The sequence below is a fragment of the Caballeronia catudaia genome (assembly GCF_001544755.2).
Lineage (GTDB): Bacteria > Pseudomonadota > Gammaproteobacteria > Burkholderiales > Burkholderiaceae > Caballeronia > Caballeronia catudaia.
This window is the reverse complement of record NZ_FCOF02000020.1, coordinates 38,620-52,799: the sequence shown is the minus strand read 5'-3', so window position 1 is coordinate 52,799 and position 14,180 is coordinate 38,620. Positions and strand designations below refer to the sequence as shown.

Below are 14,180 nucleotides of genomic sequence, written 5' to 3'. Positions count from 1 at the left end.
ATGCGATGCCTATTTCGCATCTGCCGATACGTGGCCGTGCTGCTCGCGTTGATGACGCTGCACGAAGCGGCGCACGCGCAGAACTGCACGTTTTCGGTGGGATATACGGACTTCGGCACGATCAGCGCGCTTCAGACCGAGCCGCAGGATATCGTCGGCGGCATTCACATTTTGTGCACCGGCTACTCGACGCCGATGGTCCGCATGTGCCTGAACATCAGCGCGACCGCGCCGCGTCAGTTGATCGGCCCGAACGGCGCGGTGCTGAACTACAACCTGTACGTCGATCCGGATCACAACAGCGTGTGGGGATCGGTGACCGCGCCCAACACTGCGCCGCTGATTCTCGATCTGCCGGTTTATCCCAGCGGCAATGTCTGGGCGAACGAGCCGTTCTACGGGCGCATTCCGCCGAAGCAGAACGTGGCTGTGGGCACCTACACGCAACCGTTCACCGCCACCGATACGTACTTCGTGTACGTCGGCTACAGCGGCACGCCGCCGAACTGCGCGACATCGACGGCGCCGTTCAAGACCGCTCCGTTCACGGTGACGGCGAACGTGGGCGTCGATTGCGACATCAGCGCGACGCCGATGCGCTTTGGGAGCACCAGCCTGCTCAACGAATCGCTGCAGGCGACGAGCCGGGTGACGGTCACCTGTGTCACCGGCGTGGACTTCTTCGTGGATCTCGACGGCGGCACCACGCCGGGCGGCAGCATCACGCAGCGCAAGCTCCTGCTCGAAGGCGGCGCGGACACGATCGACTACCAACTCTACCTGGGCTCATCCCGCGCCGAGATTTGGGGCGACGGCTCGAATGGCACGGTGAGGTGGGGCGCCATCGGCACGGGTACGGCGCACAGTATGACGGTGTATGGCCTAGTGCCGCCGCAGCCCTCGAAAACGCCGGGGCGGTACACGGACACGATCACGGCGACGGTAAGCTTTTGAGGTCTGGCGACCCGATGTGCCGCCCAAACGAAAACAGCCCAATCCGCCTGCGCCGATTGGGCTGTCCCTTCATAACCGCATCATCGGGCGATGATCAACCCCGCACGCAATCCACGAAATATTCGATGCGCCCGTTGATCGTCTCGCCGACGAGCCCGTGAATGTCCGTGTGGAAGCCCGGGAAGCGCTCGTTGAACTCGCGCGCGAAACGCAGGTAATCGACGATCGTGCGATTGAAACGCTCGCCCGGAATCAGCAACGGAATGCCCGGCGGATACGGCGTCAGCAGGATCGACGTCACGCGCCCTTCGAGTTCGTCGATAGGCACGCGATCGATCTCGCGATGCGCGAGCTTGGCGAACGCTTCGGAAGGCTTCATCGCCGGCTCCATGCTCGACAGATACATCTCGGTCGTGAGACGCGCGATGTTGTTCGCGCGATAGACGCTGTGAATCTGCTCGCACAGATCCCGCAAGCCGATGCGCTCGTAAGACGGATGCTGCGCGACGAATTCCGGCAGCACGCGCCACAGCGGCTGATTGTTGTCGTAGTCGTCCTTGAACTGCTGAAGCTCGGTGACCATCGAGTTCCATCGGCCCTTCGTGATGCCGATCGTGAACATGATGAAGAACGAGTAAAGCCCGGTCTTCTCCACGATGATGCCGTGCTCCGCCAGATACTTCGTCACGATCGCGGCCGGAATGCCGGTTTCGCCGAATTCGCCGTCCACGTCGAGCCCCGGCGTGATGATCGTCGCCTTGATGGGATCGAGCATGTTGAAGCCGTCCGCAAGCGCGCCGAAGCCGTGCCAGCGGTCATTGGGCTTGAGCATCCAGTCCTCGCGGTCGCCGATGCCCTCTTCCGCCAGCGCGTCCGGGCCCCAGACCTTGAAGAACCAGTCGTCGCCGTATTCGGCATCGACCTTGCGCATCGCGCGGCGGAAATCCAGCGCTTCCGCGATCGATTCCTCGACGAGCGCCTCGCCGCCCGGCGCTTCCATCATCGCCGCCGCCACGTCGCACGACGCGATGATCGCGTATTGCGGCGACGTCGACGTGTGCATCAGATACGCCTCGTTGAAACGATGGCGGTCGAACGCGCTGTTCTCGCTGTCCTGCACGAGAATCTGCGACGCCTGCGAAATGCCGGCGAGCAGCTTGTGCGTGGAGTGCGTCGCGAACACGAGCGCGCCCGTGCGCGGACGGCCCGCGCCGATCGCGTGCATGTCCTGATAGAACGAATGGAACTCGGCGTGCGGCAGCCAGGCTTCGTCGAAGTGCAGCGTGTCGAGCATGTCGCCAAGCAGATCCTTGATCATTTCGACGTTGTAGATCACGCCGTCGTAGGTGCTTTGCGTGATCGTCAGGATGCGCGGCTTCACCTTCGGATTCTTCGCGAGCACCTCGCGCGCGAACGGATTCGCCTCGATCTTCTTCCTGATGTTCTCCGGCTTGAACTCGTCGCGCGGAATCGGCCCGATGATGCCGAAGTTGTTGCGCGTCGGCGTGAGGAACACGGGAATCGCGCCGGTCATCGTGATCGCGTGCAGGATCGACTTGTGGCAATTGCGGTCCACCAGCACGATATCGCCCGGCGCAACGGTCGCGTGCCATACGATCTTGTTCGACGTGGACGTGCCGTTGGTCACGAAAAAGAGATGATCCGCGCCGAAGATGCGCGCCGCGTTGCGCTCCGACGCCGCGACCGGGCCGGTGTGATCGAGCAGTTGGCCGAGTTCCTCGACAGCATTGCAGACGTCCGCGCGCAGCATGTTTTCGCCGAAGAACTGATGGAACATCTGCCCCAACGGATTCTTCAGGAACGCGACGCCGCCCGAATGTCCCGGACAGTGCCACGAATACGAGCCTTCGTCCGCGTACTGCACGAGCTCCTTGAAGAACGGCGGCGCGAGCGCATCGAGATACACCTTCGCCTCGCGGATCACATGGCGCGCAACGAACTCCGGCGTGTCCTCGAACATGTGGATGAAGCCGTGCAGCTCGCGCAGGATGTCGTTCGGCAAGTGGCGCGAGGTGCGCGTTTCGCCGTACAGGAAGATGGGGATATCGGCGTTGCGGCGGCGCACGGCGTTGATGAACGCACGCAGCGCGACGATCGCCGACGCCAGCTCCGGCGTGTCGCCCTCGACGACGACATTGTCCGCATACGGCAGCAATTCGTCGTCATCAATCGAAAGGATGAAACACGAGGCGCGGCTCGACTGCTGCGCGAACGCGGCGAGATCGCCGTAGCTCGTCAGGCCGAGGACTTCGGCGCCTTCCTTTTCGATCGCCTCGGCGAGCGCCCGGATGCCGGAACCCGAGATGTTCTCGGAACGAAAGTCTTCGTCGATGATGACGACGGGGAAGCGGAACTTCATGAGGCGAATCTCCAGAATGGAAACGACCGCCGCCCTGAACGCAATTCAAGGGCCAGCGGTCTTTTCGACAAGCTTTAGTGCGTGCGCGTTCTGATGAGCGCGATGATCAGGTTTTCGGCAAGGTCACGCCGTGCTGCCCCTGATACTTCCCGCCGCGATCCGCGTACGACGTCTCGCAGATCTCGTCGCTTTCAAAGAACAGAACCTGGGCGACGCCCTCGTTCGCGTAGATTTTGGCAGGCAAAGGTGTCGTATTCGAGAATTCGAGCGTCACGTAGCCTTCCCATTCCGGCTCGAACGGCGTCACGTTGACGATGATCCCGCAGCGCGCGTACGTCGACTTGCCGAGACACACGGTCAGGCATGAGCGCGGAATGCGGAAGTATTCGACCGTGCGTGCAAGTGCGAAAGAATTCGGCGGAATGATGCAGACATCGCCCTTGAAGTCGACGAACGATTTCTCGTCGAAGTTTTTCGGATCGACGATCGTGGAATTGATGTTCGTGAAGATCTTGAATTCGTCGGCGACGCGGATGTCGTAGCCGTAGCTCGACGTGCCGTAGCTCACGATCTTGCGGCCGTCCTCGGCCACACGCACCTGATCGCGCACGAACGGCTCGATCATCTTGTGCTCTTCCGCCATGCGGCGAATCCACTTGTCGGATTTGATGCTCATAGGGGACGCTACTCAAGGGTGTTCGGCTCGGGTCTCGCGACCGCCGCCTGCGGTGAAACGGAGCATGGCAGGCGGCGGGTCGCGCCCGCGCGTGCCAAACGAAAAATGAAAGCGCGTATTTTACGCGATGGGTCGGGCGACCGAGACGCCGCGCCCGTCTTCACCGCCTAGCGGCGGATCACGCCGCAGGCGAGCGCCGGTCCCACGTTGTGCGGCGCGCTCGCGTACGGGTCCACCGCTTCACGATGCAGCATGATGGCGCGCGAAATGACCGAGCGCACGCCGTCGAGCGAGACATCCGTCGCGACGATGAAGCCCGTCGCCGCGCCGGTTGCATCCGCGTGGATATTGCCGAGCTCGCCTTCGAGCCTGAACCCCGGCTTTCTGCGCTCGGCGGGCAGCGCGAACACCGGGCTCGAATCCTGACCGTTCACGGCGATGCAATCGCCACGCTCGTGCACGGTCAGCGCGTGATCGCTGTTCGGCGGCATGTCGGTGACACTGTACGAGACCTGCACGCCGTCCGCGCGCTCGATCAGCGTGACGGTGCCGCGCGCCGCGTAGCCGGGCGTCGGCTGAAGCACCGCGTCCGCGCGTTTCTCGTGATTCTGGAAGATGAGGCCGCAACCGCTCAGCATCACGCTGCAAGCGGCCAGTGCGATCAAGACGCCAGGCGTCCTTGCTGCCCTCCCGTCGAATCCGTGTCTCATGCGATCCTCTCGGCGGCCCGCGAACGCCCACTGCGTCCGCGCTGCCGCGCATCGAAGGCGACATGATACCGCGAGCCGCATTGCACAAGGCTCGCGAAGATTCGTCGGGATGCTCGAAATCAGGTGTTCTGCACGACGATGCTCGGAAACTTCGAAGTCATGTCGCGCTGACGCTCGGCGACCGAAATCGCGACGCGCCGAGCAATCGCGCGATACGTTTCCGCGATGCGGCTCTCGGGCTGCGATACGACCGTCGGCTGGCCCGCATCGGTCCGTTCGCGGATGCTGATATCGAGCGGCAAAGACCCGAGAATCTCGACGCCGTATTCCTTCGCCATGCGCTCGCCGCCGCCCGCGCCGAAGATGTGCTCCTCGTGGCCGCAGTTCGAGCAGACGTGCGTGCTCATGTTCTCGACGATGCCGAGAATCGGGATGCCGACCTTTTCGAACATCTTCAAGCCCTTCTTCGCGTCGAGCAGCGCGATGTCCTGCGGCGTCGTGACGATCACCGCGCCCGTCACCGGCACCTTCTGCGACAGCGTGAGCTGAATGTCGCCCGTGCCCGGCGGCATGTCGACGATGAGGTAATCGAGATCCTTCCAGTTCGTCTGACGCAGCAGTTGCTCGAGCGCGGAGGTGACCATCGGGCCGCGCCAGACCATCGGGTTGTCCTGCTCGATCAGAAAGCCGATCGAGTTCGCCTGGATGCCGTGGCCTTCGAGCGGGTTCATCGTCTGGTTGTCGGGCGATTCGGGACGGCCGGTGATGCCGAGCATCATCGGCAGCGAGGGGCCGTAGATGTCGGCGTCGAGCATGCCGACCGATGCGCCTTCCGCGGCGAGCGCGAGCGCCAGGTTCGCGGCCGTCGTGCTCTTGCCGACGCCGCCCTTGCCCGACGCCACCGCGATGATGTTCTTGACGTTCGGCAGCAACTTCACGCCGCGCTGCACCGCATGCGCGACGACCTGCGAGGACACGTCCACGGTGACGTTCGCTACGCCGGGCACTTGCCGCAGCGCGTCTTCCACCTGCGCGCGGATCGCGCCGAACTGCGTTTTCGCCGGATAGCCGAGGACGACGCTCACCGCGACCTTCGCGCCATCGACGGCGACATGGCGAATGCTTTTCGTATCTGCAAACTTGCGGTTGGTGTTCGGATCGGTCAGTGTGGCGAGTGCGTTGTCGATCTTCGCGCGGTCAATACTCATCTGGACTCCATTGGAACGGTTGTTGCTTACCGCCCTTCGGCGCGCGCAACAGACTGAAGAATTTGCAAGTAATTGTTAGCGCCATTGCGCCCGGCGGCTCGCGCACTGCACTATGCCGCTGCAAATCTTTCCGGGGACGCATCGCATCGGGCAAACGGACGCCTTCTCTCATTATTGTAGAGGCTCGTCCGGAGGCTCGTCCGAAGACCCTTTCGCACTGTCGGCGCTCATCGCCGAACCGCTTGTCGATTCACAAGGAGAATGAAGATGAACAGGAAATTCCTGACCCGCTTGTCCGTGTTTGCCATCGCGGGCGCGCTGCTCGCGGGCTGCCAGACGCAACAGGGCACCAACACGGCGGTCGGCACCGGCGCGGGCGCGGCAACCGGCGCTGCGATCGGCGCGATTTTCGGCGGCGGCAAGGGCGCGGCGATCGGCGCGGCAGCGGGCGCGGCGACGGGCGGCATCGTCGGCTACAACTGGCAGGGGATCAAGAACAAGATTTCCGGCGACTCGAAGGGCACCGGCACGCAGGTGACCGAGCAGCAAGACGGCTCGCTCAAGGTGAACATCCCGAATTCGATTTCGTTCGACACGAACAGCTACGCGATCAAGCCGTCGTTCGATCCGGTGCTCAATTCCGTCACGCAGACGATGCAGCAGCATCCGGAGCTGATCGCGAACGTCGTCGGCCATACGGATAACACCGGCCAGGCGGCTTACAACCAGACGCTGTCGCAGAATCGCGCGCAGAGCGTCGCGTCGTACATTTCGACGCACGGTGTCCCGGCGCAGCGTCTGTCGTCGCAGGGCATGGGCCAGAACCAGCCGATCGCGGACAACTCGACGGAAGCCGGCCGTGCACAGAACCGTCGCGTGGAAATCTATCTGCGCGCGACCGCGCAGCCGGGTCAGGTTCAGTAAAGCAGTTGATTTGAAAGAGGAAATCGCCGCTTTCTTCGCTGCGGCGAGAGTGGCGCGGCAGGCGCGCGCATCGGTCTGAAAAAATTTTGAAACTTGGACGTGCGGCGCTTGTCTGTCTTTACGGTGGGTGGATGGCGAGGCCATCACCCGCCATTCTCCTCTTGTCGTTGTTGCTCCGGGGCCCGATTGGACCCCGGTTTTTTTGTGCGTCTGGTTTTGCTCGATGGCTCAGGCAATCGAAATGTTCAGGCGCTTGCCGAGCGAACGGAAAGCAGCCTCGATCGCTTCAATCTTCGACGAGTGGCGCGGATCGAGCAGCCGGTCCACCTGTGGCATATGCGCGTTCAGGCGGCGCGCGAGTTCAGACTTGCGCACGCCCTGGCGGATCATCTCGTAGTAGTGAATTTCCATCCCGCCCTACCACATCCGGCCCGCGTCCCCTCCCTGCTAAAATCAAAATCCGCTTTTTCGCAACCCAAGCACTTCTACCCCAGGCCGCGCCTTTATGTCAGCACCGATTTCAGCCACTGCCGCCGCCGCGCCTGCCGCCAACGAAAGCGGCCGCCGCCAGATCCTCGTCACGTCCGCGTTGCCGTACGCGAACGGTCAGATTCATATCGGCCACATGGTCGAGTACATTCAGACGGACATCTGGGTTCGGACGCTGCGAATGCATGGCCATGAGGTCTATTACGTAGGCGCCGACGACACCCACGGCACGCCGGTCATGCTGCGCGCCGAGAAGGAAGGCATCACGCCGAAACAGCTGATCGAGCGCGTGTGGAAAGAGCACAAGCGCGACTTCGACAGCTTTGGCATCTCGTTCGACAACTACTACTCGACCGATGCCGAGGAAAACCGCGTCCTGTGCAATTCGATCTACACCGCGCTCCAGGAGGCGGGTCTGATCGAGGCGCGCGACATCGAGCAGGCTTACGATCCGGTCAAGGAAATGTTCCTGCCGGACCGCTTCATCAAGGGCCAGTGCCCGAAATGCGGCGCGAAGGACCAGTACGGCGATAACTGCGAAGTCTGCGGCTCGACCTATCTGCCGACCGAGCTCATCAATCCGTACTCGGTCGTGTCGGGCGCAACGCCGATCCGCAAGACCTCGACGCACTACTTCTTCAAGCTGTCCGATCCGCGCTGCGAGACGTTCCTGCGCGGCTGGGTCAGCGGGCTCGCGCAGCCGGAAGCGACCAACAAGATGCGCGAGTGGCTCGGCGACCAGGGCGAAGCCAAACTCGCCGACTGGGACATTTCGCGCGACGCGCCCTACTTCGGCTTCGAGATTCCCGGCGCGCCGGGCAAGTATTTCTACGTCTGGGTCGATGCGCCGGTCGGCTATTACGCGAGCTTCAAGAATCTCGCGGATCGCGTGGGGATCGATTTCGATGCCTGGATCGCACGCGGCGCCAAGGCCGAGCAATACCACTTCATCGGCAAGGACATCCTGTATTTCCATACGCTATTCTGGCCGGCGATGCTCGAATTCTCCGGCCATCGCACGCCGACGAACGTGTTCGCGCACGGCTTTCTCACCGTCGACGGCGCGAAGATGTCGAAGTCGCGCGGCACCTTCATCACCGCGCAGAGCGTGATAGACACGGGCCTCAACCCGGAGTGGCTGCGCTATTACTTCGCGGCGAAGCTCAACAGCACGATGGAAGACATCGACCTGAATCTCGACGACTTCCAGGCGCGCGTGAACAGCGATCTCGTCGGCAAGTACGTGAACATCGCGAGCCGCGCGGCGGGCTTTCTGATCAAGCGTTTCGACGGCCGCGTGCAGGACAGCGCGATGCATCATGCGCTGCTCGGGCAACTGCGCGACGCGATCGGCCAGATCGCCGGTTTCTACGAATCACGCGAGTACGGCCGCGCACTGCGCACGACGATGGAACTCGCCGATGCGGTCAACGCCTACGTCGATACCGCGAAGCCGTGGGAGCAGGCGAAGGATCCGGCGAACGCCGTCGCGCTGCACGAGACCTGCAGCGTGAGCCTCGAAGCGTTCCGCCTGCTGTCACTCGCGCTGAAGCCGGTGCTGCCGAAGCTCGTCGAATCGGTGGAGTCGTTCCTCGGCATCGCGCCGCTCGTCTGGGCCGATGCCGCGAAGCCGCTGTCGTCGGCGAATGCGATCAACGCGTACAAGCATCTGACGACGCGTGTCGATCCGAAGCAGATCGAGGCGCTGCTGGCGGCCAATCGCGAATCGCTCGCGCCGTCTGCGGAAACGGCTGCGGCTGCGGCTGCGGCTGCTCCGGCGAAGACCGTCGCAAAGAAGGAAGAAGCGTCGGGCGTCATCTCCATCGACGACTTCGCGAAGGTCGATCTGCGCATCGCGAAGATCGTCGATTGCAAAGCGGTCGAAGGCTCCGACAAGCTGCTGCAACTGACGCTCGATATCGGCGAGGACAAGACGCGCAACGTGTTCTCGGGCATCAAGTCGGCGTATCAGCCGCAGGATCTGATCGGCAAGCTCACCGTGATGGTCGTCAATCTCGCGCCGCGCAAGATGAAGTTCGGCCTGTCCGAAGGGATGGTGCTGGCGGCGTCGGCGGCGGATGAGAAAGCCGAGCCGGGGCTTTATATTCTCGAACCACACGGCGGCGCTAAGCCGGGGATGCGCGTGAAGTAAGGCGCACGGCTCCTTCGCGATGAATGGCCACGCACAGCTTGCGTGGCCTTTTTCATGCCGATCGGCAAGCGTTGATTCTTCCGTCCGTCTGCGTTTTACTCTGCTTTCCTGATCAAACGAAAGCACACGCAATGAAAGATGGACAGCCCAAAGATTCATCACGCGCGACGGCGCCAAACGGTTCATTCGTTGACATTCCCGGCGGGAAACACACTGATTTTCCTGACGGCAGTCAGTTGATCGAAGGTCCGGATGGAGACAAGTACGTTCTGTCCGAGGACGGAAGAATCAACGGGACGATACCCGAGATTCGTCAGGTTCAGATCGGCGATCTCGCGCAGGTTTTACGGCATGAAGTCGTGACCACGACTGACACGACATCTCATACGCTGCATTTCATCGGCGGCGGCGTGTTCTCTTTTCTGCATCACCGCGATGGCCGCGGCATGTCGTTCGAGGCCAACCGGATCACGTTGCGCACGCTGCCAAACGGCGTATTCGTTGTCTGTGGCAGTTATTTTTGATCCGACGATCAATCCGATTCCACCGCCGTCGCCGATGCCCCGAACGGCGCACTCACCCCCGACGCGCCCGAAGCAGCCGAAGGCTGCACAGCCTGCGTTCCCGGCGATCCCGCCCACAACCGCGCCCACGAATTGAACCTGCGCGTGTACGACAGATCGACGCCCTGATACGTCCCGCCATACGCCGTCACGGACCAGAATCGCGAGAGGTTCAGCGTCGCCTTGATCGCGTTGTTCGCCGATTGCAACCCCTGTTCGTAGCCGATCACGAGCCGCTCGTTGATCGCTTTCGAGAGCAGCACGACTTGCGGGTCCGTCAGCCCGACTTCGCTGGACCCGACGGTGAACTCGTCGAGTCCGACCGTCTGCGCGATCTTCGCGCCACCCCTGCTGCCGAGCAGCGCGAGCGCGCTCGTCATCGCGCTCTGCTGGCCGACGTTGTTGCCCTGATCCGTGCCGTGGCCGAACAGCAGCCACGAGAGCTTTTCGTTGTCGGGCACGCTCGGCTCGGAGATCAGTTTCGCGACCGGCGCCTGCACCGTGCCCGTCACCTGCACGCCCGCCTCCACTTCCTGATTGCGCCGCATCGCGAGGATATTGATGCCCGGATTCGCCACCGGCCCGTTGAACGTGAAAAAGCCGTTCTCGATCGCGAGCTTGCGACCGAACGCCGTGTAGGTCGAGCCCGGCGTCACGCGCACGTTGCCGACCGCGCGCAGCGGCATGTTCGGCGCGCTCGTCGCGGTGATGGTGCCCGCGAGCCCGAGATCCGCGCCCGCGCCCTTGAAGCGGAATTTCTGCCCCAGATTGATGTCGATGTTCGCGCGCGGCGTGAACGGCCCGACCGGCTTCTCGGTCGCCGCCGCGATCTGCCGATTCGTGTTTTCGCCCTTGATGGTGCCATCGGGGCGCTCGATCACGACATCGTCGCCGAGTGAAGGCGCGGACGATTCGGGCAGATCGATCAGCGCGTGATCGACGGTGAACTTGCCGTCGATCGCCATGCCGCCCTGCAGCCCCGCGTTGGCGATCTTCGCCTCGCCTGAGAGCGTCAGCTCGCGGTCCGGCGACGCGAACAATTCCAGCTTGTCCGCGATGATGCTCGCCGTGAGATCGGGCTGCTGCTGGTCGAGCCGCACCTTGCCGGTCGCGCGCAGCGTGCCGCTCGCGCCGTGAAACTCGACGCGCTGAAGATCGACGAGATTCTCCGACAGCGCGATGCGGATGATGCCGTCCTTCAGTTGCACGCCCTGATCGACGACGGTCGCGGACACGTTGTCGCCGGTGAGCGACCCCGACAGATTGGGCTTCGCGACGATGCCCGCGATCACCAGCTTGAGCGCGATCTTGCCGCCGAGCAGATAGTTCGCGCCGAGCAGCCCGCCCGTCGTGCGCAGTTCGGGAATATTCGCGTCGATGCCGCCGGTGAGCGGCGCATTGTCGTCGAGGGTGAGCATGCCGTCGCGGTTGACGAGCGGCGTGTGCACGTTCGCGTCGATCACGCCGATACGGCTCGCCTGCGCATGCAGCGACGCGTTCAGGCGATTGCCGTCGGTGAAATCCGCGCGCGCCGCAATATCCGTGATGCCGAGCGCGGCGAGCCCGCGCGCGCCGTCGATCGTCACGTCGCCGCCGCGGCGCTTGATTTGCGCGTGGCCCGTCGCGGTCGCGCCGAGCGAGAAATCCCAGTCGCCGTCGAACACGAGATCGGTGCGGATCGGCGGTTCGGCGCCCGTCAACTGCCGGCGCACTTCGAGCAGATGCGGCACCGACAGGTTCGTGAGCGTGCCCGCCGATTGCACGCGGCCATTTTCCATCGCGAACGATTTCAGGTTCAGCACCGCGCCTTCCGCCGCGAGCCGCGTCGCGCCGAGCACGAGACGATTCGGGCCGTAGCTCACCGACAGCGGCGCTTCGAGATTGAGCGACGGCGTGCCATTGTTCGACAGCTTCGTGATCGCGCCGTCCCAGTGCGGTCCGTCGGGCGCGTCGGTGAACTTGCCGGCAGCGGCGGCCGCGAGATTCACCGGCTGGCCGCGCACTTTGCCCGTCGCGGTCAGGTCGAGGGTGTGATGCACGCGCGTGCCGTTCAGATTCGCGTCGAGGTTCGCGACTTCGATGCCTTCCGTGCTGAAATCGCGCGCCTTCAGCGTGAAGACGAGCGCGCCGTTCGCACCGTCGCGGATATCCGCGCGGCCTTCCGCGTGCCCCAGGCGATTCGCGCCGAAGACGACGCCATCGGCCTGATAGTTCGCCACGACGTTCGGATGCGCGATCGAGCCGGTCAGATCGCCGTCCGCCTTCACCGTGCCCGCGATGCCGAAGCCGAGCCGCTCGAGCGCGGGCGCGTCGACCTTGAAGCGCAGGCGGTCGCCGGGCCCGCCGAAGCTGCCGTTCACGTCGACGTCGTTGCCGGCGACCGAGAGCGACGCCTTGCTCGGCAAGAGACGCGTGCCCGCGACCTGCACCGTGCCCTCGCCCGTGAGCGGCAGGTTGTCGTACATGCTGTCGTTGAGCTTGAATGTCGCTTTCGTCGTGAGCGTCGGCGCGAGCTGGCCGGATGCCGCGAGCGTGCCGTTCACGCGCGCCTCGATCACGCGCGGCGGCGCGGCCGCCTTTTTCGGCGCGCCCTTCTTCGCCGGCGCGGGTTTCGGCGCGATCAACTGCTGTTGCAGCAGAAGCGGATTGAAGTCGACGATTTTCGCCTTCAGGTCGTAGCTCGAATTGGCGTCCTTCTTCAGCGCGCCGTTCGCTTCGACGCGCCCTTTTCCGACCGTCAGCTTCACGTCGTCGAGCGAGGTCTGTTTTGGATCGAGCTTGACCTTGGCCTGCGCGCGAAGCGCCGCTTTCGGGTCGCTGAGATCGGCGGTGATCGTCTGCGTGTCGCCCGCGAGCACCACGCTGATCGGCCCGGCGAAATCGGTCGGGCGCAGCGTCGGTTCGATCGCGCTCAGATTGAGCTTCGCCACCTTCAAGTCGAATTTGCCCTTGCCGTCCACGAGCGATCCGCCACCCGTCACGGTCGCGCTTTTCAAGAGCCGCACGTTCAGGTCGGTGATGCTTTGCTCGGAGGCATCGAGCCGCACGTTCGCGCGCGCGTCGATGAGCGGCAGCAGTTTCTTGTCGATGGAACCGGGCTTCGCGTTCACGATCGACACCGGCCCGGCGACAATGAACGCCTTCGGGTCCGCGCCCTCGACCGGCTTCACTTCGGCGCGCACCGCGAGATCAGCCTCGGGCGCGCCCGGCGCGAACGCCTGCGGATTGACGTGATCGAAGGTGACGAGCGCCGACTTGAGCGGCACGTCGGCGAACGGCAGCGCTTCGACGTGCGCCTGTCCCTTCAGCTTCATGCCGCTTGCATCGACGTCGGCGATCAGGTCTTCGAGCGAGCCGGCGAGCCGCGCGCTCACGTTCACCGCTTCGCCGTTGATCTTGCCGGCGTAGCCCGCATCGCCGGAAAGCGGGAACGGCCGCGCGCCGCCGTCGAGCTTCGCCGCCGCCGTCACCGCGCCGAACGGCGTGTCGAGGCGCTGGACCGTCGCTTCGTGATGCTGGCCGTCGCTGCGCCCATTGAAAAGCAGGCGGGAGAATTCGGTCGTCGTCGTGCCCTGATGCAGGCGCAGTTTTTGGACGGACAGATCGCGGATCGCGAGCTGGATCGGAATGCGCAAGTCCTTCGGCAGCTCGGTCTTCTTGCTCGGCTCGTTCGATGGCGCGACGCGCGCATCGATCGTCCCGACGTGCAGATAGTCGATCGTGAAGCGCAGCGGCTCGCGCGTGAGCGCCCAGCGGCCCGACACGCTGTCGACCGCGATGTCCGTGCCCTTGCCGTCTTTCCAGCGCACGTCGCGCAACTGCAGGCCGGTCGCGATCGCGCCGCCGTCGAGCTTGCCGGTCAGTTGCCCTTTGAGCAGCGACGTCGCCGCGTCCCACGCGTAGCGCGTGCCGCGCTCCGTCGTCAGCACGAACAGCACGCCGCCTGCCGCGAGCGCCACGATCAGCACGACGACGAGCACGAGCGCGCCGATCCAGCGCGCGAGGCGCCGCCAGCCGCTCTTTTTCGGGGGCGGCGCGTGCTTGCCGTTGCCATTGTCGTGGTCGCCGGCGCTGCCGCCAGATGCGGGGGTGTCGGCCGGGTTGGTCGGTTCCGTCATGCTTTT

Annotated in this window: 10 protein-coding genes; 4 read left to right on the top strand and 6 right to left on the bottom strand. The window is 63.9% G+C overall.

Going from position 1 to position 14,180, the window contains the following annotated elements:
- Positions 1-954 (top strand): Csu type fimbrial protein, encoded by a 954-nt coding sequence (locus AWB75_RS21140; protein WP_061126079.1) that lies wholly within the window; start codon positions 1-3, stop codon positions 952-954.
- Between the two features lie 94 nt (positions 955-1,048).
- Here the strand turns inward: AWB75_RS21140 and AWB75_RS21135 are convergent, their stop codons facing one another.
- The 4 genes from AWB75_RS21135 to apbC form a co-directional block, all read right to left on the bottom strand.
- Positions 1,049-3,334, bottom strand: a complete 2,286-nt coding sequence (locus AWB75_RS21135) for an arginine/lysine/ornithine decarboxylase (protein WP_061126022.1) — start codon at positions 3,332-3,334, stop codon at positions 1,049-1,051.
- 106 nt (positions 3,335-3,440) lie between these two features.
- Positions 3,441-4,010, bottom strand: a complete 570-nt coding sequence (dcd, locus tag AWB75_RS21130) for a dCTP deaminase (RefSeq protein WP_016344590.1) — start codon at positions 4,008-4,010, stop codon at positions 3,441-3,443.
- A gap of 167 nt (positions 4,011-4,177) precedes the next feature.
- Positions 4,178-4,720 carry a superoxide dismutase family protein gene (locus AWB75_RS21125; RefSeq protein WP_061126021.1) on the bottom strand — a complete coding sequence of 181 codons (543 nt, stop codon included), beginning with the start codon at positions 4,718-4,720 and terminating at the stop codon, positions 4,178-4,180.
- Between the two features lie 119 nt (positions 4,721-4,839).
- Complete coding sequence (apbC, locus tag AWB75_RS21120) at positions 4,840-5,928, bottom strand: iron-sulfur cluster carrier protein ApbC (protein ID WP_061126020.1); 1,089 nt, start codon at positions 5,926-5,928, stop codon at positions 4,840-4,842.
- A gap of 267 nt (positions 5,929-6,195) precedes the next feature.
- Here apbC and AWB75_RS21115 point away from each other — a divergent pair, with 267 nt between their 5' ends.
- Positions 6,196-6,852 (top strand): OmpA family protein, encoded by a 657-nt coding sequence (locus AWB75_RS21115; RefSeq protein ID WP_061126078.1) that lies wholly within the window; start codon positions 6,196-6,198, stop codon positions 6,850-6,852.
- 228 nt (positions 6,853-7,080) lie between these two features.
- On the opposite strand, the gene AWB75_RS21110 is transcribed toward AWB75_RS21115, so the two are convergent.
- The gene (locus AWB75_RS21110) at positions 7,081-7,263 is read right to left on the bottom strand and encodes a hypothetical protein (protein ID WP_235012185.1); all 183 of its coding nucleotides are present in this window, start codon (positions 7,261-7,263) and stop codon (positions 7,081-7,083) included.
- A gap of 94 nt (positions 7,264-7,357) precedes the next feature.
- Here AWB75_RS21110 and metG point away from each other — a divergent pair, with 94 nt between their 5' ends.
- Together metG and AWB75_RS21100 are read left to right on the top strand one after the other, a co-directional pair.
- Entirely contained in the window at positions 7,358-9,493 is a 2,136-nt protein-coding gene (metG, locus tag AWB75_RS21105; protein ID WP_087086721.1) for a methionine--tRNA ligase, read from the top strand.
- A gap of 23 nt (positions 9,494-9,516) precedes the next feature.
- On the top strand, positions 9,517-10,017 hold the full coding sequence (locus AWB75_RS21100; protein ID WP_235012184.1) for a hypothetical protein: 501 nt from the start codon (positions 9,517-9,519) through the stop codon (positions 10,015-10,017).
- 8 nt (positions 10,018-10,025) lie between these two features.
- Here AWB75_RS21100 and AWB75_RS21095 read toward each other — a convergent pair whose 3' ends face one another.
- Positions 10,026-14,174: a translocation/assembly module TamB domain-containing protein gene (locus AWB75_RS21095; protein ID WP_061126019.1), complete on the bottom strand. Its 4,149-nt coding sequence runs from the start codon at positions 14,172-14,174 to the stop codon at positions 10,026-10,028.
- Between the last annotated feature and the right edge of the window lie 6 nt (positions 14,175-14,180).